Annotated in this window: 20 protein-coding genes; 2 read left to right on the top strand and 18 right to left on the bottom strand. The window is 58.5% G+C overall.

Going from position 1 to position 23618, the window contains the following annotated elements; genetic code table 11:
- Positions 1 to 252: 252 nt before the first annotated feature.
- From BMY73_RS18410 to BMY73_RS18335, 16 genes are all read right to left on the bottom strand, one after another.
- A complete protein-coding gene (locus BMY73_RS18410; RefSeq protein ID WP_092408856.1) occupies positions 253 to 1335 on the bottom strand; it encodes a polysaccharide biosynthesis/export family protein in 1083 nt (360 codons plus the stop codon).
- A gap of 179 nt (positions 1336 to 1514) precedes the next feature.
- Positions 1515 to 2927 (bottom strand): undecaprenyl-phosphate glucose phosphotransferase, encoded by a 1413-nt coding sequence (locus BMY73_RS18405; protein WP_092408854.1) that lies wholly within the window; start codon positions 2925 to 2927, stop codon positions 1515 to 1517.
- Between the two features lie 13 nt (positions 2928 to 2940).
- Positions 2941 to 4179, bottom strand: coding sequence for a glycosyltransferase family 4 protein (locus tag BMY73_RS18400; RefSeq protein WP_062390543.1), 1239 nt, complete (start codon positions 4177 to 4179; stop codon positions 2941 to 2943).
- Between the two features lie 96 nt (positions 4180 to 4275).
- Positions 4276 to 5316, bottom strand: coding sequence for an acyltransferase family protein (locus BMY73_RS18395; RefSeq protein ID WP_175500209.1), 1041 nt, complete (start codon positions 5314 to 5316; stop codon positions 4276 to 4278).
- Positions 5317 to 5325: 9 nt separating this feature from the next.
- The gene (locus tag BMY73_RS18390; RefSeq protein ID WP_082061004.1) at positions 5326 to 6447 is read right to left on the bottom strand and encodes a glycosyltransferase family 4 protein; all 1122 of its coding nucleotides are present in this window, start codon (positions 6445 to 6447) and stop codon (positions 5326 to 5328) included.
- A gap of 110 nt (positions 6448 to 6557) precedes the next feature.
- Positions 6558 to 7880 (bottom strand): hypothetical protein, encoded by a 1323-nt coding sequence (locus BMY73_RS18385; protein WP_062390548.1) that lies wholly within the window; start codon positions 7878 to 7880, stop codon positions 6558 to 6560.
- A gap of 102 nt (positions 7881 to 7982) precedes the next feature.
- The gene (locus tag BMY73_RS18380) at positions 7983 to 9233 is read right to left on the bottom strand and encodes a glycosyltransferase family 4 protein (RefSeq protein ID WP_062390550.1); all 1251 of its coding nucleotides are present in this window, start codon (positions 9231 to 9233) and stop codon (positions 7983 to 7985) included.
- Positions 9230 to 10231 carry a glycosyltransferase gene (locus BMY73_RS18375; RefSeq protein WP_062390553.1) on the bottom strand — a complete coding sequence of 334 codons (1002 nt, stop codon included), beginning with the start codon at positions 10229 to 10231 and terminating at the stop codon, positions 9230 to 9232. The genes BMY73_RS18380 and BMY73_RS18375 overlap by 4 nt, the downstream gene beginning before the upstream one ends.
- Before the next feature lie 264 nt (positions 10232 to 10495).
- Entirely contained in the window at positions 10496 to 11020 is a 525-nt protein-coding gene (rfaH, locus tag BMY73_RS18370) for a transcription/translation regulatory transformer protein RfaH (RefSeq protein ID WP_062390555.1), read from the bottom strand.
- 6 nt (positions 11021 to 11026) lie between these two features.
- Positions 11027 to 11827 carry a WbqC family protein gene (locus tag BMY73_RS18365; RefSeq protein WP_062390557.1) on the bottom strand — a complete coding sequence of 267 codons (801 nt, stop codon included), beginning with the start codon at positions 11825 to 11827 and terminating at the stop codon, positions 11027 to 11029.
- Between the two features lie 40 nt (positions 11828 to 11867).
- Entirely contained in the window at positions 11868 to 14084 is a 2217-nt protein-coding gene (locus BMY73_RS18360) for a polysaccharide biosynthesis tyrosine autokinase (protein WP_062390559.1), read from the bottom strand.
- Entirely contained in the window at positions 14085 to 14537 is a 453-nt protein-coding gene (locus BMY73_RS18355; RefSeq protein ID WP_092408850.1) for a low molecular weight protein-tyrosine-phosphatase, read from the bottom strand. It lies immediately after the preceding gene.
- Positions 14527 to 15456: a glycosyltransferase family 2 protein gene (locus tag BMY73_RS18350; protein WP_092408848.1), complete on the bottom strand. Its 930-nt coding sequence runs from the start codon at positions 15454 to 15456 to the stop codon at positions 14527 to 14529. Before BMY73_RS18350 ends, BMY73_RS18355 begins: the two co-directional genes overlap by 11 nt.
- A 15-nt stretch (positions 15457 to 15471) precedes the next feature.
- Positions 15472 to 16986, bottom strand: coding sequence for a lipopolysaccharide biosynthesis protein (locus tag BMY73_RS18345; protein WP_092408846.1), 1515 nt, complete (start codon positions 16984 to 16986; stop codon positions 15472 to 15474).
- 47 nt (positions 16987 to 17033) lie between these two features.
- On the bottom strand, positions 17034 to 18155 hold the full coding sequence (locus BMY73_RS18340; protein WP_062390567.1) for a DegT/DnrJ/EryC1/StrS family aminotransferase: 1122 nt from the start codon (positions 18153 to 18155) through the stop codon (positions 17034 to 17036).
- Positions 18156 to 18224: 69 nt separating this feature from the next.
- Positions 18225 to 19010, bottom strand: coding sequence for a hypothetical protein (locus tag BMY73_RS18335; RefSeq protein ID WP_175500208.1), 786 nt, complete (start codon positions 19008 to 19010; stop codon positions 18225 to 18227).
- A 440-nt stretch (positions 19011 to 19450) separates the two neighbouring features.
- On the opposite strand from BMY73_RS18335, the gene BMY73_RS28045 reads away from it, so the two are divergent.
- On the top strand, positions 19451 to 19633 hold the full coding sequence (locus BMY73_RS28045) for a hypothetical protein (RefSeq protein ID WP_139214251.1): 183 nt from the start codon (positions 19451 to 19453) through the stop codon (positions 19631 to 19633).
- Between the two features lie 282 nt (positions 19634 to 19915).
- Positions 19916 to 21724, top strand: a complete 1809-nt coding sequence (locus tag BMY73_RS18330; protein ID WP_092408842.1) for an aminopeptidase P family protein — start codon at positions 19916 to 19918, stop codon at positions 21722 to 21724.
- 175 nt (positions 21725 to 21899) lie between these two features.
- Here the strand turns inward: BMY73_RS18330 and BMY73_RS18325 are convergent, their stop codons facing one another.
- On the bottom strand, positions 21900 to 22190 hold the full coding sequence (locus BMY73_RS18325; RefSeq protein WP_062390570.1) for a hypothetical protein: 291 nt from the start codon (positions 22188 to 22190) through the stop codon (positions 21900 to 21902).
- 182 nt (positions 22191 to 22372) lie between these two features.
- Positions 22373 to 23257 carry a threonine/homoserine exporter RhtA gene (gene rhtA / locus BMY73_RS18320; protein ID WP_092408840.1) on the bottom strand — a complete coding sequence of 295 codons (885 nt, stop codon included), beginning with the start codon at positions 23255 to 23257 and terminating at the stop codon, positions 22373 to 22375.
- Between the last annotated feature and the right edge of the window lie 361 nt (positions 23258 to 23618).

Here is a 23618-nt window from a genome sequence, read left to right as displayed (position 1 = left end):
GGGCACTTTTGGTTACTTTTGGTGCCTTTTCAAAAGTGACCCGCCGGAGGGGCGGAAAGGTGAATCGGCGCCACCCGAGAAAATGGATCTGCCCACCCTCCCAATGCCAAACCCCCGACCCACCCCGCCAAACCCAGCCCCTCACCCCCAACAAAAGCCCAAAAAAAATCCCCGCAGTCGGCCACTGCGGGGATTTTTTGCTTTCGTCTTGCTTTCAACCGACAACCCGAAAATTGCCGCTTGAAACAGCCATCAGTTCCGGAACATCGCACCGGTCTGGATGATGTTGTTCGAACCCAACAACTGGCTCACATAACGGCTCCAACGGGTAATGTTCGCAGGCCCCACGAACACCACATCCTGCGCCGCCAGCTCAAAACCTTTCGCCAGCGCATAGGCGGTCGGCTTTTTCGCACTCAGGTGATACACCGTGGCCGAATGCGTCGCATCCTGCGCGCGAATCACATACACCGCATCACCGTCGGCAGCGTCCGGGCTCAAGCCACCGGACGTACCCAGCGCCTCAAGCAGCGTTACGCTGGTGGTGCTGAACGAGATCACCTGCGGACGCTGAACCTCGCCCAACACATAAATCTTGTTCTTCGAGTTGCTGTTCAGGTGCAGATAGTCACCGTCTTTCAGGTAGATCTTGCTCAGCTGCGAATCCTTGCGGTTGAGCGAATCGACGTCGATCACGTAATCCTTGCCGTCACGACGCAACGTCAATCCGGCGAGGTTGGCGTCGGTCAGATCGACACCCGCCTGGCTGATGGCCTGAACCAGGCTCAGCGGAATATTCGTGATTGGCTGCGGGCCAGGTGTTTTGAAGGCACCTGACAGCAGGACACGCTGACTGTTGTAACGCAGCACTTTGACGTCGACCTTGACCTCGGTGTACTGAGGCGCCAGGCCCATGCGCAGTTGTTCGCGAATCTGGGAAACGGTCTTGCCCCCTGCCTGAATACGGCCGACGTAAGGGAAGAACACGGTGCCATCGTGCAGCACCTCCCGGGTGTTCGCGTCGAGCTGATCCTGGGAACCCGGAGCGGTCAGTTCAGGGTGTTCGAACACGGTGACCAGCAAGGTATCGCCTGGGCCGACGATGTATTCAGGCGTCTTGTAATTCATCAGTTCAGGCGGCAAGGGCTTGGCCAGCGCCGCTGCGGATTTCTGCTGCTGGGCCAGGGTGGTCGGGGTGATATTGACGAGCGTGACCGCGGGGCCGTCCGGGTCTTTATCGGTTACATCATCGAGGGACATGTATTGACCTGGGGCGAATGCGCAGCCTTGCAAAACCAGACTGGAAAGCAGCACTACCGCTAACGTTACTTTCATATGAATGTTCCTTCTTAATCCTAAAAGGTGCGTACTGGCACCGCAGTGATTTCGTTGCATCCCTTACTTACACCGAACTTCGGATCACATTCGTTCAGACACTCAAGCACCTCCCGCCGAGCTTAGTAGCCATCGGCCATCTCTGTTGTTATTGGCAGATATTCTTTTTTTAACGAGCTTTAGAAGGCGTTCTTGTTGACGAAGCCTTTGAAGAGCGTCAGCAGGATGATTTTCATGTCCAGCCAGACCGACCAGTGCTCGATGTACTGCAGGTCGAATTCCACGCGTTTCTGCATCTTGTCCAGCGTGTCGGTTTCGCCACGCCAGCCATTGATCTGTGCCCAGCCCGTGATGCCCGGCTTGACCTTGTGCCGCAACATGTAGCCCGACACCTGCTTGCGGTATTGCTCGTTGTGCGCCACCGCGTGAGGGCGCGGGCCGACGATGGACATGTCGCCGCGCAGCACGTTGAAGAATTGGGGCAGTTCATCCAGTGACGTGCGGCGCAGGAACGCGCCCAGTGGCGTGATGCGGCTGTCGTTGCGCGTGGCCTGGGTCACCACCGCGCCGTTTTCCTGCACGCTCATGCTGCGGAATTTCCAGACCATGATCGGACGGCCGTCCAGGCCATACCGACGCTGACGAAACAGCACCGGGCCCGGAGACGTGAACTTGATCGCCAACGCAATCAGCATCAAGGGCAGGGCGATCATCGTCAGGATCACGCTCGACAGCACAATGTCTTCCACGCGCTTGACCATGCTCCAGGCGCCGTCCATGGGCGAGTCGAAAATGCTGATGCTCGGCAGGCCGTTGATGCTTTCGCTGCGGGCGTGCAGCAGCTCGAACATGAACACGTCTGGAATCACGTAGACCGAAGCGGTGGTGTCGCTCAGGCCTTTGATCAACGCCTGCAGACGTGCTTGCTCGCCCAGGGTCAGGGTGATGTAGACCTTGTCGATCTTGCCGTCACGCGCGTCCTGGATAAGGGTGTCCAGATCGCCCAGCACCGGAATGCGTCGTCCGATGCGCGCCAGGTCCATCTGCTCCGGAGACTCGTCGTAAAACCCCAGCAGGTTCAGGCCCATCCAGGGCGCACGTTCAATGGACAACGCCAGTCGTTCGCCACACTGGCCCGTGCCGACGATGGCCACGCGCCGGGTGTTGAATCCATGGCTACGCAACGTATGCAGCAGACTGCGAATGGCCAGACGATAGCCGCACAGTGCGATCAGAACACTGGCAAACCAGGCCATCTGACTGTTGTCCGCCAGCCTGTCGGGCTGCAGCAGCATATAGTCCACGAACAGCAGCAGGACGAACGCCAGTCCCCAATAGTTGGCGACCTTCAGCAGTTCACGCAGGATGCGTTCGCCACGCCATGAGCCGTACAACTGGTGATACTCGGCCAGCCAGTGAAAGGCCACGGCGGCCAGCAGAATCTGCATCCACGTTTCGGTGCTCATCGGCGTGTCGGTGAACAGATTGATGCTGTAACCGCCGAGGGTGATGACCGCCAGGTCCAGCAAACGGTGGGCGACGGACAGCGTTGATTGATGAGCATGCAAGATGCCACGCAGGGGTGTACTCATATTCTTTGCTCGCTCAGACGGATTTGATCGGAACAACGCGGGCGGATACATCGTTGGCAAGTAACGTCGGTGCGACCAGCGTCGGAGGAACCTGAGTCGCCCGCACCTGCATGGACAGGCGTGCCTGGCGCGAGGCGCTCAGGCGCAGTTCGACGAATTGCCGCATTTCCTGTTCGAAGCGCGCTTCGCTGAAACGCTCGGCGTTGGCGCGGCAGGCTTGCGCGGTAATGCGATCACCGGAGGCCTCGAACGTCTCTATCGCCGCAATCAGCGACGGCACACTTTGTTCCTGATAGAACACCCCGGTCGGTTGCGGGTGATCCAGTCCGCAGACCGTTTCCAGCACACCGCCCTTGCCAAAGGCAATGACAGGCGTGCCGCAGGCCTGGGCTTCCACCGGGCTGATGCCGAAGTCTTCTTCAGCGGCAAATACAAACGCCTTGGCGTTGCGCATGTGTTCCTGCAACACCGCGAACGGCTGGTAACCGAGCAGAGTGACATTGGGCGCGTTGGCGGCAATGGCCTTGGCCTTTTCCATTTCCGGACCGTCACCGACCATGACCAGACGCTTGTCCGGCATCGCTGCGAAGGCTTCGACGATCATCGGCATGCGCTTGTAGGGCACCATGCGCGAGGCAGTGAAGTAGTAGTCCTGCTTGTCTTCCTGGATCGTGAAGCCGCGGGTGTCGACCGGCGGATAAATCACGGTCGACTCGCGGCGGTACGACTTGGTGATCCGCGCGCCGATGAAGTGCGAGTTGGCGATGAAGTCGTCCACGCCCGCAGCGGTGCGCTGGTCCCACATGCGCATGTAATGCAGGATCATTCGCGCCACTCTGCCTTTGAAGCCGGTGCTCATGTTGGCTTCTTTCAGGTACTGGTGCTGCAGGTCCCAGGCGTAGCGAATGGGCGAGTGCACGTAACTGATGTGCAGTTGATCCGGGCCGCAGAGTACGCCCTTGGCCACCGCGTGGCTGCTGCTGATGATCAGGTCGTAGCCAGACAGGTCGAGCTGCTCGATCGCCATTGGCATCAAAGGCAGATAGCGCTGGTATTTGGTTTTGGCTTTGGGCAGACGCTGAATGAACGTTGTGGTGGCGACCTTGCCGCCCAGTTGGGCGCGGTCCTGGTCGCTGAGAAAGTCGATGACGGAAAACAGATCCGCCTCGGGCCAGATTTTAATCAACGATGCCAAAACCCTTTCGGCACCGGCATACGTCACCAGCCAGTCGTGGACGATTGCGATTTTCATTGGAATTCTCTGCAGTAACGGCTTACAGAAATCCGGCACGTCGAGCGAAGCTCGCGAGGATTTCCCCAAAGCGTTGATATTTGCGCAGGCTCTACTTCAGACGCTTACCGGTTGCGTCTTGGCTTTGCGATTATTGAGGCGTTTTCCAAGCTGGATAAAAGGCGATTCGATGTACTGGAAACACAGATGAGCGGCGCCCAGGGTCAACAGCGTGGCGAACAGCGCGATGATCAGCGCCGAAGACCCGGTGCGTGCCAGTACGAACTCGGCCAGCATTCCCATCGTTGGGTGCAACAGGTACAGCGAGTAGCTCACCGCGCCCAACCACACCAGAGCGGGGTGGTCCAGACGCACGCTGCGGGTCAGCAGCAGAAAACTGCTGATCGCCACCGCGTAGGTGATGCAGTAACGGCCCCAGGTTTCCCCGTTGCCCATGTCCTGGTGGTACGCCATGATCAGCGTCGGTGGCAGCAGCACCCCGAAGGCAATCAGCAGCATTTTCAGGTTACGTGTCAGTTCCTGGCTGTGTTCGGCCAGCAACCACTGGCGCCAGATCGAACCGAAGAACATCAGCGCCAGCGCCAGCGGCAGGGCCACGGGCAGTTTGCGTTCGGTGAACGCGCGAACCACGGCCATCGCCAATGCCATCAGCAGAAACGCCAGTGAGCATCGGGCGCGAAACGTCTGGTCGTACAGCTTGCCGCTGATGAACAGCGCCAGGCACAGCCCGTAGAACACCAATTCGATGAACAGCGTCCAGTACAGACCGATCACATCGTCGAAACCCAGTGCCGCTTGCACCATCGTCAGGTTGGCGACGATCTGCCTGAGCGGGGGCAGGGGAGCACCGGTCAGGCCCAGCATCACCACGAACAGCAGCAGCGATACCCAGTACGCCGGATACAAGCGCATGAAGCGCGAGATCAGAAAACGCCGTGCACCGTCGGGTACCGGCTTGAGGCTGTATGGAATCACCACGCCGCTGATCATGAAAAACCAGAGCACGCCGAGCTTGCCGGGATCGATCAGGTAGTCAAAGACCCAGACATGGCCGATGACCGGCAAGAACAGGTGGGTGAACACCACCATCAACGCTGCGATGCCACGCATCGCGTCGAGATAGGCCAGACGTTTCATGGGCATGCCTCAAAGCTTGCTGGAGGATTCACGACGCAAGGCGTCATTGCCGGTGTTGGCGCGACGATCCTTGGGCTTGTTCAGTAACGCATCGATGCGTTGCGAGATGCGCCGTGCCGATTCGTCCCAGGAAAAGCGCGCCACATTGTTCAGCCCGCGCCGCCGCAATGACTGACGAAGCGGTAGATCCGTGAGAATCCGCTCCATGGCCGAGGCCATATGCGTGACGTCCATCGGGTCGAAATACAAGGCGCTGGCCTGCAGCACTTCGGGAATCGACGCGGCGTTGGCGGCCAGCACCGGGCAACCACAGGCTTGCGCTTCCAGCGGCGGGATGCCGAAACCCTCGTACAGCGACGGAAAGATGAACGCCGTGGCGCCCTGGTATTGAGCGATCAGGTCGTCATCGCTCAACCGGCCGAGAAAGCGAATGCGCCGGTCACGGCTGGCCAGGCGTTGCAGGTTGTCATCGGCGAACACGTCACTGGCGCCACCCACGATGTGCAACTCCAGGTCATCGTGGTCGCGCAGCATGAGAAACGCCTGAATCATCCGGCTGAAGTTTTTGTGCGCGCTGGGTGAAGACACGGCCAGCAGGTATTCCGGCTGATCCTTGAGGGGCGGCCCGGGCTGAAAGGCCCCGCTCACGGCGTTGGGCACCACGAAGATTTTCTTTTCCGAGTAGTTGTAGAACTGCGATATCTCGCCCTTCGAGAAATTGCTGACGGTCAGCAGCGCTTTGATTCGCGACAGCATGATCGGTGTCATCGTCCGGTAGAGCATGCGGAATGTGCGGGTGTAACTTTCCGGATGACGCACGTAGGTCACGTCGTGGTGGGTTGCAATCTGATTGCCATAGAACAGCGGTGCGGTGCTGCACAACGAAATCAGCAGCGGGCTGCCATGGCGTTTCAAGTAAAGCGGCAGGTCCAGCTGTTCCCACAGGTGGCCGTTGTTACGACCGATGCACTGCACGTCCAGTGCCTTGGCGCTGTCGTGCATCTTGATGCCATGCGGGGCGACGAAGACCACGTCGTCACGTTGCTGTTTGAGCGCCAGGCAGATCTGCTCTGCGAAGCGTTGAACGCCGCGCAGCTCCTGAGTGAGAAAGCGTGCATTGATCACAATCATGGTAGGCGACCTGTTGAAGAGATAGATGAGTCATAGGCGGCGCAAAGGTCCGGAAGCGCCCTGAGTGAAGGGGGGCTTTCAATACGGACATGAAAAAGATGAAGAGCGAATCAGGGCAAGGCGAACAGGGCCGGGCGGGTGCCCAGGCTTATTATTTTCGGGAATTCGTCGATCGGTACCTGTGCCGAACAACGTCCTTCGTTGCAGTTCCATGGAATGCCGCTGTCGACCTGGCCGTTTTGAGGCTGGCGGGTGTCGATGTACTGCACATTGCCACGCAACACACTGCTGGCGTCGACCTTGATGGGCCTGGGCAATCCGGCCGTCCAGGCGACCATTATCTGATCCGAGCCCCGGGCAAACCTTAGAAGATACTGCGAGTCGATCTCGCGACTCTTCTCGGCGTCATAGCGGAACTGATGCAGCGTCGGGCTGATCGCCTTCAGCGTCAGGTAAGCCAGCTTGAGGCTCAGGTCCTGGGTCAGCAAACCAAAGTTCTGCTCGGGGTCACTGCTGTCGGGACCGTCATTGAGCAGGCCGTTCCACCACATGCCTTTGATGTTCGGCATCGTCTGGACCAGAAAGAAGCTGCGTGCCAGAAACGCTGCCTGGGTCTTCTCGTCGCCGCCGCATCGTCCTGTGTTGCTGGGCCAGCCCATTTCGGTCAGATACAACGGCACGTCCGTTTTGTTTTTTGTCTTCTCCTTGAGGTCTTCGTTGATCCGCCTGAGCCAGGCAATCCAATTCTCCGGGGTGTTGCGTTCATCCGAGCGACAATGCACATAAGGATGCAGCGACAAGCCGTCGACATGATTGAGGATCCCGGACTCGACCAGCCGGTCGGCAAATCCCAGATCCATCCCCTGGCTGGTGACCGCGCCTGCCAGGATCACCATCGGTCTCTGATTGCTGCGAATGCGTCGGGACGCTTCTTCGACAAGGACGCTGTAATCCCTGGCAAACGCTGGATCGACGGGATTCTCTTTGTCCCATTCGTTCCAGATCTCGTAGAAATCCACGCTGTCGGTCAGCTGTCTGGTCACAAAGCTGATGTAGTTGCCATACGCCTCACGCACGTTGGGTTTTCGCGGTTTGGCGTAGTTGTCGTAGAACGGGTTGCCGTAACCGAGCACCAGCAACGGCCGCAGATGGTGTTCCTGAGCCTTACTCAAGTACGCCTGCCAGGCGGGCTCTATTCTCATCAAACCTCGTCGGGGCTCGGCGCTGGACCAGTAAGCGTCATCGCGCACCGAATCCACACCCGCCGCTTCGAGCAATTGCAACGCCTTGGCTGACGTCGTGCTTTTGTTCATCAGGTGGGTATCGACCCCGATGATGAACGTCTCGTCGGCCATGCTCGAGCAACTGATGAACCAGCCCAGCAGTAGAAACGCGGAATGTCGTCGTAACCTCGTCAGGCGTTTGATGGGCATGGCTTGTCTCAATGAAGAGGCACGGTCCGGAGCGCATGCTCAGGTAGGTCTCGGGCCGTCAGCAAATGGATCGGCATCGCGCGAACGCTTGGCCGGGCGTCGTCAAACCGTGTGGGGCAAGGCCGGGTCGCGGTGCACCGTGTTGTCCTGTAGCGTCTGGGTGAAGATGCTCTCGTAGCTGTCGAGCATCAGCTCCAGATTCAGCAGCGCCGCGACACTGACACGTGCCTGACTGCTCAAGCGGGCCAGCAGGTCCGGTTGTTGATGCAGGCGTAGCATCGCGTGCCCCAGCGAATCGGGATCATTCGGGGTGCACAGCAAACCGTTGAGCGGGTCCTGGATGATTTCCGGTAACCCGCCCATGCGGCTGGCGATGACGGGTACCGAGTGCGCACAGGCCTCGACTGCGACCATGCCGAACGGTTCGTTCCAGAGGGACGGCACGATAGCGACATCGATCTGGCTGTAAAACGCTTCGGGTGTCTGATAACCGACGAAACGGATGTTTGGCGATGTCGCCAGCGCTTTGAACGCGGCTTCATCGCAGGCCTGACCACGCCCGGCAAGCTGCAGCGTCGCGTCGAACGGCAGACGCTGAAACTGTTCGATGAGCCAGCGTACGCCTTTCTGCTCGGACAGGGTGCCCATATAGCCGAAACGCAGAGGCGCCTTTTTCATCGACGGGTCCAGCTGGCGCTGCTTGCTCGGCGAGTTCTGCACTGCGGCATACGGGCTGGCGTTATGCACCACATACGCCTTCGCCGCGCTGAAATAACCGCGCTTTTGCAGCGTGTCGAGAATGAACTGGCTGACGCCCACCACCGCCGATACCTGTGCCGAACGTGCATCGTGGCCCTTGCGAAACGACTGGCAACTGCTGCATGGCTGCTGGCAGCACTGACCGCGTTTGAACATGTTGCTGCCCGGGCACATCAGGTACATGTCGTGCAGCACTTGAACAATCGGCAGCCTGGCCGCCGTGATTTCGTCCCACACCGACACCGACCATCCTGCGAGGTTGTGGCACACGACCAATTGTGGCTGCTCGTCCCTGATCACGCGCTTGACATAGCGACGCATGGCGCCGTTGTAACGGTCACGCAGGTGCCAGCCCAGGCGCGCCAGGCGTCCCGGACGTTGCGCGCTGAACTGCCAGTAAAAGTTATGCAGGCCGGCGCGGTAGACCTTCACCCCATTCACGGTGTCGGTGGACAGGCCCGCATCCGGACCGGTCACCAGCACGCTGACCTGGCAGCCGCGTTGTTGCAGGCCCTCGACGGTGCGCTGAAGAATGATCTCCGCGCCACCCCCGACATGAGGTGAATACAGGCTGCTGATGAACAGTATTTTCATAATGGATACGACTGATTCAGACCCAGTACCCCGGACTCACCGTCACGGATGGCTTTTTCGATCAAACCCAGACGCTCTTCAGCGCCACGCCGTTTGGCAATCAACCGCAACAGCCGGAAGAACACCCAGCGATTGAGGCTGTACAGCAGCGACGAGTTGGCCCAGATGTTCTTGTCGAACCAGGCCTGGTTCCGTGCGCCGTAGTAAGCGCGCAAGTCCGAACCGCCCAACAGGAAACTTTCGTAGATGTTGTTGGTTCGGGCCTTGATGTTCCAGGAGTTCTCCAGGTCATCGAGCACGGCATCCGGAACCAGAAAGATCCGACCGCCACCGGCCGTGATGCGCCAGGTGTATTCACTGTCGTCGGCGTAGAGCAGCAGCGCGTCCAGCGGCAGACCGATCCTGCGATACAGATTGCGGTGGGCGAGCAGGCCGCCGTAAGTCGCGAACGGCAGCTGGACCATCGGCAGTTTGCGCTGCGGACTTTGCGGCGCACCCCATGGCAGCCGACGCCAGATCTTGTAAGGCAGTTGCGCGATGTGGAAACCGAAGAAGCTGGAGCGCAGTTGAATCGCGAAACGCTTCGGCACTCCGGCGGCAATGTCGGCCTGATGCGTGGGGCGAAACCCCAGCACGGCGGCCTTGTCTTCGCCGTCTATGATCTTGCGTTCTTCGAGCACCTTATGCAGCGTCGCAATGGCATTGATCGTCGGTGCGTTGTCATCGTCCATCAGCCAGATGTGCTCGGCGCCCGCATCCAGTGCGGCCTGGATACCCACGGAATAACCACGGGCCGATCCCGTGTTTTCATGCAGGTAGATGACGCTGACCTGATCCGGCCAGGTCCGCCGCAGGGTGTCCAGTGGCGCGGTGGAGGCATTGCTGACGATGATCACACGGTCGATCAACGGGCTTTCCAGTGATCGACTGACGAGGGTGTGCAGGTAGTTGAAACGATCACCATAGGTGAGCGTCACCAGCGTGGTCTTGTGGGTCATGGTGAGTTCCGGGCGAAGAGGGTTCAAGAGGCTGAAAGCGTCAGCCCCGTGGGAATCTGGAGTGTTGTCAAGGCAGCTCTGTAGGAGCGTGGCTTGTCCCGCGATCTGCCGGGAACCGGCAGTCAATCTTTGCATGCGGTGGATCAGACAAACCGCATTTTCTGGTTTTACGACGGGTTCCCCGCCGATCGCGGGACAAGCCTCGCTCCTACAGGTATCGCGGCGAAACGTCTGGATGCGCTCCAGACGGCCGCAGGCATCAGATCAAACCCGCGCTTCTATCCGCGACAGGCTGCTGACCGGCAAGGTCACTTTCTGTTCGCGCTGCAGCAGGTTGAGCAGGATCACCGCGCGTTCATCACCGTCGGCGGCAAGGAAAATCGCCTCGACATCGTTGAAGCCCTCCGCCGTGATCCGCACCGTGTCACCGTGCTGAAAGGCTTCTTTCGGCGGCGGCGCGAGCAAGCGTTCACGGATCTGTTCGATCAGTTCGTCTTTCACCGGCACAGGCAGACCGCCGAAGGTCACGATGCGCGCCACGCCCCGGGTGGAACGGATCGGGTACCAGTTATCGTGGGTCTGGTCCATGCGGATGAACAGGTAGCCGGGGAACAGCTCTTCTTCGGATGCACCGCGCGAGCCGCGTTTCTTCTCGCCATGCTTGACCGGTCGGTAACATTCGAAGTGCTGACGCTGCAGGTGTTCCTGAGCACGGCCTTCCTGGCGAGGTTTGGTTTGAATCAGATACCAGCGCGCTGGGCGGCTCGAGATGCTGTCGGCTTGAGACATAATTCTTCACTCCACTGCAATCTGGTTCGACAGGGTTGAAACCAACTCAGGGTGTTGCGTCAGTCTGGCCAGCACACCGGGCCTGGCAGCGGGCGGATGCTTGTCCAGCCGATATTGCGTCAGCATGTGCTGGACCTGTTCGATGCAGTTGAACATCAGGACGTCGATGATAGACAGGTTGGCGACGAAAGGTTGTCTGAACTGCCGATACTCCACCGGATCCATCCGGAAGAACCTCACCAGCAAGCGGTTACGCGCAAAGTGATCGCGGTCGTACACCACCGATCCACCTTCGGGCGTAATGAACGTCGTTGCCTCAAAGGTGTGGGCAATGCGGATAATGCGCTCCTGTTTGTCGACAGGGCTGCCAAGAATCAGGTCAGAACTGCGCATGATCGGCGTCACGATGTGTAGATAAGCACACATCTCACGAATTGCATGTTCGGCGTACAGTGAAATGTTCTGCTGTGGAAACCGGATCAGGCGCTCGACCAGCGGCATCACCTGAGCGAAGTAGGGCGCTTGCTGATAACTCTCGGCAATCAGGCGAATCAGCCGCTCGGCCTCATCGCTGAAGTGATCGCAGAGTTGCCGCTGATTGATCTGCAACTGGAAGCGGTCTTTCTTCAGCGGAAAGGTGATCAGCCGTGCTTCGTTGTTATGCAGAATGCGGTTGCGGTTAACCCAGCCGGACCGCACATATTGCAGATCGTCTCCCAGGACGAAGACGTCTGCAGCGGCGATGAGCTGAAAGTAACCCAGATAAGGAAAGAGATAGGGTTGCATCACTGCAATGGTCCTGGCCATCAATACGTCTCCTTTAACTTTCAGTGACTTCACCACCGGATCATTTACGAACCGTGGTGTAGTCGTAGCCATAAGCTGCGCAGTCATAGTCAGCGGTCGAGGCTTTGCGCAGAACACCGTTGAAGATCGCACCCTTGATCAGGATGCCGTTGTGCATCAGGCGACGTTTGCACGCTTCGATTTCCTTGGCGGTGCTCAGGCCGAACCGGGTGACCAACAGGCATGTGCCGGATTGGCGACCCACCAGCGTGGCGTCCGTGACGGCCAGGATCGGCGGGGTGTCGACGATCACCAGGTCGTACAGCGGCGACAGATCGCTGATCAACTTGTTGAAGTTGTCATGCATCAACAACTCGGACGGGTTAGGTGCCGCGAAACCACAGGAAATGAAGTCCAGGTTGCGCACTTCGGTGTGATTGATCACTTCACTGCTCTTCAAACGGGCGGCCAGCGTGTCGGACAGACCGTGCTTGGGCGTCAGGTTGAACAGCTTGTGCAGGTAGCCTTTGCGCATGTCGGCGTCGATCAGCAGCACGCGTTTGCCGGTCTGGGCGATGATCACCGCCAGGTTGCTGGAGACGAACGACTTGCCCACGCCCGGCGTCGGGCTGGAAATCATCAGCACGTTGTTGCGCGCTTCGAGCATTGCGAAATGCAGACTGGTGCGCAGGCTGCGCAGGGATTCGATCGCCAGCTCCGTAGGTGCGCTGACACTGAGCAGGCGAGGCTCCTTGCTGCCACTGCGGCTTTGGCTTGCCTTGTCCAGGCGCTCCTGCTGCCGCGAATACGGCAGCGATGCGTAGACCGGCATGCCCAGGTTTTCGATGACTTCCGGGTTATCCACACCGCGATAGAACGCTTGACGGACGAACACGGTGGCGACGGCCAGCAGCAGACCGACAAGGGCGGCGACCAGCACGATGATTTTCTTCATCGGCTTGACCGGCTCCTCGACGTTGGCATCGGCGTTGTCGATGATGCGCACGTTGCCGATGCTGCCGGCGCGAAGAATGTCTTGCTCCTGACTCTTGTCCAGCAACAGGGTGTAGGTCTGCGAGGTGACTTGCATGTCGCGCGTCAGGCGCAGGAGTTCCTGTTGGGTGGCAGGCAGGGTTTCGATTTTCTTCAGCAGCGCGGCTTTCTGGGCCTCCACCTGGCCGATCTGAGTCATCAGGCTGCGGTAGGTCGGGTGCTCGGGTGTATACAGGCGCTCGACGTCAACGCGTTTCATCTTCAGGTCAGACAGCGTCCCTTCCAGCTTGACCACCTGATCGAGGACCGATTTGGTCTCCACGCTCAGGTCGACCGACTTGGCGCTGGTCTGAAAATTGTTCAAGGCGATTTCCGACTGTTCCAGCTGCTTGCGCACGGCAGGCAGTTGCGAACGCAGGAATTCCAGACGCTGCGCGGCTTCGGCCGAACTGCGTTCAACGTTCTGACGCACATACAGGCGACTGACGTCATTGAGGATGCGTTTGGCCAACGCAGGATTGGCGTCCTGAATCGACAGGTAAACGATCCCCGAGTCCTTGCCGGCTTCAATGATCTTCAAACGGTCCTGATAATCCAGCGCGGCAGTCAGGGTGCGCTGACGCATCACCCTGAATTCGGTGCCGGGACGACCATTGAGCGTAGCGACCTGAATCTTCACGCCGCTGCCTTCGACGGTTTGACCGACCGGGCCGCTGAGCAGTTTGTTGTGGTCTTCGTCATACAGGCTGAAGCTGCCCGGCTTGTCCACCACCATGGTCAGCTTTTCGCCCAGCAGAGCGTCAGGCACTTCCAGCTGGAAGATGTCGATCTTCTCGCCACCCCATGCGTAGCTGTCCAGACCGAACAGAGGAGCGGCCAGTTCACCTTCGTGATCAGGCTTGAAGTGACGGGCCATATAGTCGCCAATGCCCGGCACGTATTTGGGTTTCTGAATGATATTGAGCTTCAGGTCTTCGACGACCTTGCCCAGCACCGCGCGGGATTTGATCAGTTCGATTTCGGTGGTTGCTTGGGAGACCGACAATGGCTTGGCGCTGATCTCGGTGCGGCCCTCGATGCCGATTTTCTTCGGCTCGATCTGGATCATCGCGTTCGCCTGGTAGATCGGCGTCGCGAGTATGGCGTAAGTCACGCCAATCAGGACGCAGACACCGATGATCGATGCAATCATTCCCTTGTGATCGAAAAGTGTGCGCAAGATAGTCGCCAAATCGATCCGGGAGTCCTGGACCTCGTCCAGGGAAGTACGGTTCATAGCGGTCATTTATCTTGGATCTCCTGACTGAAGATAAGGAAGCCAGTCGTCGACGCAACGCGAAAGCTGCTCGTAGGTCTGTTCAAAGGCTAGTTTCGGGCGCCGGTACGGGTCGGCTATTTCCAGTTCTTGTTGCCATTTGCCAATCAGAAACGTCTTTCCACGCACCTCGGGGGCGAGCTTCAGAACGCTTTGGGTCTGGCGGTGCTCCATCAACAGGATCAAGTCCGCGTCGTAGAGCATTTGCCGCACCACCTGGCGGCTCTTGTGTCGGTGAGCCGGGACACCGTTGACTTGCAACACGGCGCGGGCCAGCGGGTCCATGGTTGAGCTGAGCATGGCGTGAGTGCCTGCCGACGAGATCGCGATGCGGTCGTTCTGAACGCGTTGTCGGAACATGGCTTCGGCCATGGGGCTGCGACAGATATTGCCGACGCAGACCACCAGTACGTTACTGAACATGACCTTTGTTAAGCGTCGTCATCAGTCTCTTGCCGATGTTGGTGCTGAAATTTCGTCCGACTTGCAGCAGGGTCTGGACCTTACGCGCAGGGGTGATCGCGGAGAGCGAATAGCCAACGAGCTCCATCAGAAAGTACTCGTAGAGTTCATCGTTCCCGAGGCGGTTGTAGTAGTTGGCCAGCGCGCCGGACGTCTGCAAGGCCATGTGCAGTTTTCGCTTGTTCGAGCGCATGGAAAACACACCGCCCGGGTGCAGGCGATACATCGCAGGCTTGACCTCTCCCATGAACTTGCCTTTGCCGTAGGCACCCAGCAGCGACCACCAGACCAGATCGTTCAAAGGCGCTGCAGAGAGCTCTTTGGGCAGTGAGTCGAAGACGTTGCGAAACACGGTGGTCAGCGTCGAAATCGGCCGCGCCTTTTGCAATGCCAGGGCTGTGGCGTCAGCGCGCAGTTCGCCTTGCAGCTGAATGCCGTATTGACCGTTGGTGTCGAAGGAGATGGCGTCGTGGTAAGTCAGGACGTAATCGGGGTGGTTTTCGAGAAAGTCCACCTGGATCTGCAGTTTGCGCGGGTCCGTCCAGTAATCGTCGCCTTCGCAGTAGGCGATGTAGCGGCCGCGGGCCTCGCCGAAGAGGCGCGGTACCGGAGGGTTGCCTTGCGAATACTGGTTCGTCTCGTGATAGAAGGGGCGGATCAACGTCGGGTAGCGCTTGACGTAATCAGCAATGATGCGGGCTGTTCCGTCCGTGGAAGCGTCGTCGTTGACAAGGATCTCGAAGTCAAACGTTGTTTGCTGCATCAGAAAGCCTTCCAGTGTCTGAGCGACATAGGCTTCCTGGTTGTAGGCTGGGCAGACAATGCTGACCAGGGGTGCGGCGGACGGCGAAAGGCTCGTCTTTTTGCTATTAGCATCCATGGCTTTGTACTCGGTTTAGAGACTCGGTTTGCTGAACAGGACGGAAATCCTCGTCACCAGTGGCTTGTAGCTTGCTGCTACCACCATCAGCGTGATCAGGCCGCTAACGGCCAGACCCAAAAACGTATTAATGCGGCTTTCACTGGCGATCATGCGTAACACCGGCTCACTGATCGCCAGACCCACAGCGGTCATCACGCTGATGCGGATGATGTCGCGCAGCCACAGGCTGTGAATGCCCGGCGCCAGTCGCTGATGAACGATCATTGGCCAGATGGCGAACGACACCAGACGCAGGACGAACCAGGCGATCGCAGCACCAAAAGCGCCTTGATACTGAATGGCGAGGAACATCGTTGGCACCGTGATCGCCGCTGACACAACGCTGTACCAGACGTGCAACCGCATCTGTCCATACGCGTATTGCAGGTAAAACTGGAAGGCGCTGACCGCCATGATTGCGCTGCCCAGCGAATACCATGGCAACACCGACCGGCTCCATTGAGCGGCCGGTTCGTCGCCCGACCAGGCGTACACCATCTCGTGAGCGTGCAAGGCAATCAGCGCCGCCAACGGAAACAGGAACGTGCAGACAAAGCGGTTGGCCGCGAGGAACAAGGCGTGCATGTCATCGCGGCGTCCTTCGGCCATCAGCACCGTCAGGCGCGGCAACAACGTCTGCGCCAGAGGATTGCTCAACATCATGATGCCGGTGGTGATCAGCGCCACCAGCGAGAAGTAACCGTACTCGTTGAGTGGCAGAAGCTCGGACAGCAGCACCTTGTCGATCTGAGTCAACACGATCCACAACACCGCAGTGCCCGACATGCTCGCCGCAAACGGGATGATCGGCTTGACCAGTTGCCAGTCAAAACCGGTCAGCCACGAGGGCGTCGGCATCTGTTGGTAGGCGCGGGCGGCGAAGATCAAGGTTTCGACCACACCCACCAACACTTGAAATTCGAAAAACAGCACCGGGTCGCTGGAAATCGTGCTCACCAGGAACAATCCGCCGAAGTAGCGCAAGGTTGCGATGACGACGTTGGCGATGTTCAGCCAGGCGTGTTGTTCAAGGCCTTGAATCCCGCTTTTATAAAGCGTCGAGTACAGACGCAGCGCAACCACGATGCCCATCAGGCTGATGCACTCGACCAGCGTCTGTGTCGAGAGCTCCTTGGCATTGAGCCAGCGCACCGCGATCCAGTCACTGCCCAGGTACATTGCGATGCAGCACAGACTGGCCAGCGGCAGGAAAATGATTTCGAACGAGCGCAACAGGCGTCCCGCATGCCGGTCGGCGAGGTCGGCGCCTTGTTGATGCGCCACGGCCCGGACCAGGCTGGGTGACAAGCCCGCGTCCAGCAATTGCAGCCAGGCCTGCAGCACCGAGAAGAATCCGATCAGGCCGTAGGCCTCGGCACCCATGTGGCCGAGGTAGAACGGCATGATCAGGATGCCCACCAGCAGCGTGTAGGCCTGTCCTGCATAGCTCAACGCAGTGTTGCGTATGACTGAGCGCTTGGTTTGCATGGGGTGTCCTTTCTCGCCAAAACGTAGGCATCTTCCAGAGCCGGGTACTAGATGACCTGTGCCAGGTTAGGCGCGCGGTACGCCGCGCGGCCCAGACTGCACTCGGCGATCACGGTATTGATGACGCGCTCCTGATCTTCCAGTTGCAGGCCCGGATAGATCGGCAGGCACAGCACGCGTTCGCTCAAGGAGCGCGATGCGGTCTGCGCTGCCTGCGGTTGCAGGTACTCCAGCGTGTCCAGCGACGGGTAGAAGTAACGACGAGGGTTGATGCCGTTGGTGTTCAGGGCGCTGCGCAGACGCAACAGCTGTTGTTCGTCACTCAGCGCGATCGGGTAGTAGCTGTTGTTGAGCTGGCTGTCGTCTTCCGGCTTTTGCAGGTCGACGTAATCGCCCAGGCGCGTGGTATAGCGGTGAGCGATTTCTGCGCGCTGCTCAAGGATGTTCTCGATGTCGTCGAGGATGCACAGGCCCATCGCGGCCGAGAATTCGTTGAGCTTGGCGTTGATGCCGATGCCGTCGATCTTGTCGACGTCAACGATGCCGAAGTTGCACAGCAGGTGTACGCGACGTGCGAGCTCGTCGTCATTGGTGATGATCGCGCCGCCTTCAATGGTGTGAAACAGCTTGGTGGCGTGGAAGCTCAGCGTGCTGATATCGCCCCAATTCAGCACCGACTGACCGGCGTGACGCACGGCGAACGCGTGGGCGCCGTCGTACACCACTTTAAGATTGCGGCGACGGGCGATTTCTTCGATGCGTTCAACGGCGCAAGGGTTACCGAATACGTGAGTGCCGACGATGGCCGTGGTGTCCGACACGATGCGGCTTTCGATGTGCTCTGGAGAAATGTTCCAGGTCTGCGCGTCGATGTCGGCGAAGATCGGGCGAATGCCTTCCCATTGCAGCGAACTGCTGGTGGCCACAAAGCTGAACGGTGTGGTCACGGCGCTGCCGCTCAGGCCCAGCGCGCGATAGGCCACCTGAAGCGCCAGGGTACCGTTGTTGGTGAGGATAACGTGCTTGACCCCAAGATAGTCCTTGAGGCGCTGTTCCAGTTCACATACCAACGGGCCATGGTTGGTCAGCCAGCCGCGGGAATAGATGCCTTCGACGTAAGTCTTGAACTTGTCGATATCGCCCAGGTAGGTTTTGGTTACGTTGATCATCGAATTCTCCATTTCTGACGCAATGCTTAAGGCTTTGTATGGGGCAGGCGGGAACGTATTCGAGCCGGGCTAGCGTCGTGTCGGAGCGGATGGCTGGTTACCGGCCTTGTTGCTCATGCGTCGTGCCCGCCCTTGGTTGATCCTGAGGATCAGGCGAGTCGCCAGACTTCCTGTATGGGGGTCGCCGAAATGGAACAATGCTGTAGCGCGCTTGACCTCAGGGCCGCACGGCTTATTGGCGTGCAGGGTGCGGTAGCCCCAGAAGAAGTAAACGTTGCCCGGCTCCAGGCGCAGGACGTAAGGCTTGAGCCATTTGCGCTGCATGCCCTTGATGATCCAGCTGCGGGTGAACTTGTTTTGCAGCAGGGCCTTCTCCAGCACGTTGAACAGCACCCAGCCACGCACACGACGGATGTTGGGAAACAGCATCAGATCGCCGCGCTCTTCACCTTCGGTAGGGATGAACACGGGGATAAGGGCCGTCACCAGGCTGGCGTCGTAGTGAAAACTGTTGGATTCACGTTTGCCTTGATTCCCCTGTACGCATCGCAGTACCGGGAAGATTCGGTCGCTGGGGGCGTCGGTCTGTGCAGCGTGCCTGTAGAGGCCGGCCAACAGCGACTTGAAGCGCGGATCGGTCCAATAACTCGCCAGCAGGCTTTCCCCGAGCATTGCTTCGCCGTGATACGCGAAGTATTCGCCTTGGTGTTTGCGCGCTTGCTCGTCAGTCCAGCTGCGCAGCTGCTGCAGGTCAGACTCGGTGACGGCACCGCTCAGTTTTGCAAAGCCGTTGTTATCGATTTCGTCAGCCAGGCGTAGCACCAGCTGCTCATCCATGTCGAAAGATAAAGGCATTGCATCGCGTCCTCTTGAAAAGTGGAAAGGACACAGCAGGGTGTTTTTTTGGCATCAGGCACGCTACCGCCCGAATCTGCAGATCCTGCCGTTCTTTTGAAAGTGCCGGTCTTTAAGGGACGCTTGAGTTAAAGCGGTCTTATCAATTCGTTGGGCAAAGCTACCGCCCTACCGAGCACTTTCAGTAATTTTGAGAATTTTCTTAAAGCCAACACATGCCCACCGGCGCAAGCAACGCACCGTGGTGTTCATTAACTTCGTTGGCAGGTACAGAGTGATGAAATCGCAATGTCTTCTGCGCGCAGCTCTGCGGCTACGCTGCTCACAACATGAAAACAATGGACATGCATATATATCGACGTCGGCGCGGTTTCTGTCAAATTATTTCGCCAACATTCTGTTAAGTTTTTGATAAGCGGGTCATCAATATCGATAACTCATTGATTTATAAGGCAGTCAAAAAAACATCAATGCCCTGTCACGGTGCGCTGACGCTTTTTGGTCGCTTATCTGCGGGGGGCCTGGTGTCGGCGGAAAATGACAAAAAGGCATTTTTCCAACGTCAGAAAATGGGCGTGGGCGGGGGAGAGCGGATTTATGGCGCTCATTATTTGAATGCGTAAGTTGGTGTGTAAGTTAGAAACTGCGACGCGCTCTAATGCATGTAATAAAGACGCTGTCTCGTTTATGTTTTACCCGTTTTTGGGGTTAATAAATAACGAAGTGTCCTTGCAACTTTTAGTGGCCGGCAATGTCGTCTGTATGTCAGCGTGCACAAAACCGTACTGTCTTTTCTTTGAGCGTCCGTCATCCAGCGCGCTTTGCGCGAGGTTGCTCCTGAACCATGCGTCCGCCATTATCTGAATCTGGTCGTGAGACGCAAAAAATCCGTGTCAGGAGAGTCAATGAATACGCAGTCGAAAACCAATGCAATGGTGCCTCAACGTCTGGCACAGGCGCGCGCCCTGATGAGTCGCGAGGGTATCGATGCCTGGCTGGTGCCATCGGCCGACCCCCATCTGTCCGAGTACCTGCCGGGTTATTGGCAAGGCCGGCAGTGGATGTCAGGTTTTCATGGGTCGGTCGGGACATTGATCGTTACTCAGGACTTTGCAGGCGTCTGGGTTGATAGCCGTTATTGGGAGCAAGCGACCAAGGAGCTGGCAGGAAGCGGTATCGAACTGGTCAAACTGCAACCGGGGCAACCGGGCCCGCTTGAATGGCTGGCCGAGCAGGCCAAGGCCGATTCGGTGGTGGCTGTCGACGGCGCCGTTCTGGCGGTAGCCTCTTCGCGCACACTGGCCAGTCATCTGTATGCGAAGGGCGCCAGATTGCGCACGGATCTCGATCTGCTGACCGAGTTGTGGGAGGAGCGCCCGACGCTGCCGACCCAGGCTATTTATGAGCACATGGCGCCGCAGGCCACCCAGTTGCGCAGCGACAAGCTGGCCCGGCTGCGTGGCGTCCTGGCCGAGCGCGGCGCTGACTGGCATTTCCTGGCGACACTGGATGACATCGCCTGGTTGTTCAATCTGCGTGGCGAAGATGTTTCCTATAACCCGGTATTCATTTCCTTTGCGCTGATCGGACCTGACAGCGTCAGCCTCTTCGTGGACTCTGAAAAGGTGAACCCCGCTTTGCGTAAGACGCTGGAGCGCGATGGCATTACCTTGCGTGAATACACCAGCATCGGTGCCGCGCTGCGCGAAGTTCCACGTGAGGCGCGCCTTCTGGTTGATCCGGCGCGGGTGACCTGCGGCCTGCTCGATTATCTGGACAGCGAAGTGACGCTCGTAGAAGGCTTAAACCCGACGACGCTGTTCAAGTCGCAAAAAAGCGAGGCGGATGCGGCCCACATTCGTCAGGCGATGGAGCAGGATGGCGCGGCGTTGTGTGAGTTTTTCGCCTGGCTGGATTCGGCGCTGGGGCACGAACCCGTCAGTGAGCTGACCATTGACGAAAAACTCAGTGCGGCCCGGGCGAAGCGGCCTGGATACGTGTCGCAGAGTTTCGCCACCATCGCAGGTTTCAATGGCAACGGTGCCATGCCGCATTATCGTGCGACGGAAGAAGAGCACGCTCAGATCGAAGGCGACGGCCTGTTGCTGATCGACTCCGGTGGTCAGTATCTGGGCGGCACTACCGACATCACCCGGATGGTGCCCGTGGGCACCCCGACCGTCGAGCAGAAACGTGATTGCACACGTGTGCTCAAGGGCGTCATCGCACTGTCTCGCGCACAGTTTCCCCGTGGCATTCTTTCACCGTTGCTGGACGCTATCGCTCGCGCGCCGATCTGGGCCGAAGGCGTCAACTATGGCCACGGCACCGGCCACGGTGTGGGCTACTTCCTCAATGTGCACGAAGGTCCCCAGGTCATCGCCTATCAGGCACCCGCTACGCCGCAGACCGCCATGCAGCCGGGAATGATCACCTCCATTGAGCCAGGCACCTATCGACCTGGGCAATGGGGCGTGCGTATCGAGAACCTGGTGATCAATCAGGAGGCCGGCAAGACCGAATTTGGCGAGTTCCTGAAATTCGAAACGCTGACGCTCTGTCCGATCGACACCCGTTGCCTGGAAGTGGGTTTGCTGACTCAGGAAGAGCGCGACTGGCTGAACGCTTATCACGCTCAGGTCAAACAGCGTTTGAGCCCACTGCTTGAAGGTGCTGCCCTGGCATGGCTGGATGTCCGCACCGCTGCTGTCTGACTTGCTGTCCCGGCATCGCCGTTCTGAACGGCGGTGCCGGTCTTTATCAGGCGTGCAATCGCAGACGCGCCGTGCGCCAGGGGTACACGGAAGGGGGCTATTTGAGAGGGGCGTGGGGCGACGGCGCAGCCGTTGTCCTGCTGAGCCTGCAGATCAACGGTCTGGGGGGGGCGGATCAAGGCTTTTGCGGTTTCTTGCAGACGATGATCATGCTGCGGCTTGTGTAGCCGGCGGGGTTCAGTCCTAAAGGGAAGTCTCCCTGATCCTCAGCCGAGTCACCCGATTTGGCAATAACCCGATACTGCTTCGACTCGCAAGAGTCGGTCGCCATTTCGTAGCATTTATCCCAGGAGGAGGTCAGTCCGGAGCAGTTGATGTGCAGGCCTCGTTTGCTCATGACTGGCTTGGAACTGGCCGCGCATCCAGCGACGGTCAGCACTGCCATTATTATTAAAATGTACTTCATTCACTTCCTTACCTGACCGGAGTCATCCGCTCAGTCTCTAGCCTTGAATTCGCTCGCTTGCCTGAAGCCAACAGTCTTGCCCGTCCGGGTGGTTCTCCGCCATGGAGGAGGGCTCGGACGTAAACATGGCGCAACATCGTTACAAATGCTAGTGACATCGTGTAACGAATGGAAAAAATCAATCAGTCTGAGGGCATCAGCGCTATCGGTTCTGGTCGCACGGTCAGCGTTGCGCCCGCCGATGCCACGATAATTGCGCCTATTGCCATCCATTGAGTCAACGTCAGGCTTTCGTGTAGGAACAGCAAACCTGAGAGTGCCCCGATCGCAGGTTCCATGCTCATGAGCGTGCCGAACGTACGAACCGGCATGCGGGTCAATGCAATCATCTCCAGGGTATAGGGCAGTGCCGTAGAAAGGATGGCCACCCCAAGGGCTACAGGAATAAGGGACACGTTGAGTAAGGCGCTGCCTGCATGTGCCGCACCGATCGGGGCAATGAATAACGCCGCGATAACAACGCCGAGTGCTGCCGTCTGGACGCCGTGATCGGCACCCGCCTTCTGTCCAGCCAGGATGTACCCGGCCCAACACACCCCGGCACCCAACGCATAACAGGTACCGGTGAGGTCAAGGCTGTTTGCTTGTCCCACGGGAATCAGCAGTGCCAGGCCGGTCACTGCGAGTGCAATCCAGATGAAGTCGGTGATCTTGCGCGAGTGAAACAATGCGACAGCCAGTGGCCCCGTGAACTCCAGCGCGACGCCGACGCCCAGTGGAATCGTGCGGATCGCCATGTAGAAGAGGAAGTTCATCCCGCCCAGCGCAATGCCGTATATAAGCACCGTTCGCAGGGAGCTGGCGGTGAAGGTCGTACGCCAGGGCCGCAGGATCAAGACCATGAGCAGACTGGCGAAGATGAGCCGCAAGGTCGTAGTCCCTTGAGCGCCTACGACGGGGAAGAGCGATTTTGCCAATGAGGCGCCCGTCTGTACTGACGCCATGGCGATTAACAGCATGCCGACAGGGAGGATGGCCGAAGTCAGGCTGCTTTGTTTGAGGTTCATTTCTTTATAGGGATCCGCGGGCGGTGAGAAACAGGAACAAAGGTCGCCATGATGCTGAAGAAAGACGCTTTGAGCAATATATTGCTCACTGGTCACGTTTGGGGATGATGTTGAGAAAAGTTCAAATAAGTGCTTGACGCTCCTCTGAATCTCTCTATAATTCGCCCCACTTCCGGCGCAGACGAAACGGAAAACTCCTTGATAATCAACGAGTTGGACGAAGTAAGCAGCGAAGAAGGGCTTCGGTTCAGATGCCTGAATCGACAGCGGTGAAAAAGGCAGTTGACAGCAGGTTGTAACGCTGTAGAATTCGCCTCCCGCTGACGTGAGACGCCAAGTCGAACGAAGCGCAAGTGGTTGA

This window comes from Pseudomonas sp. NFACC02 (assembly GCF_900110765.1).
GTDB lineage: Bacteria > Pseudomonadota > Gammaproteobacteria > Pseudomonadales > Pseudomonadaceae > Aquipseudomonas.
The sequence above is the reverse complement of the archived record's forward strand: the minus strand, read 5'-3'. Positions and strand labels throughout refer to the sequence as shown.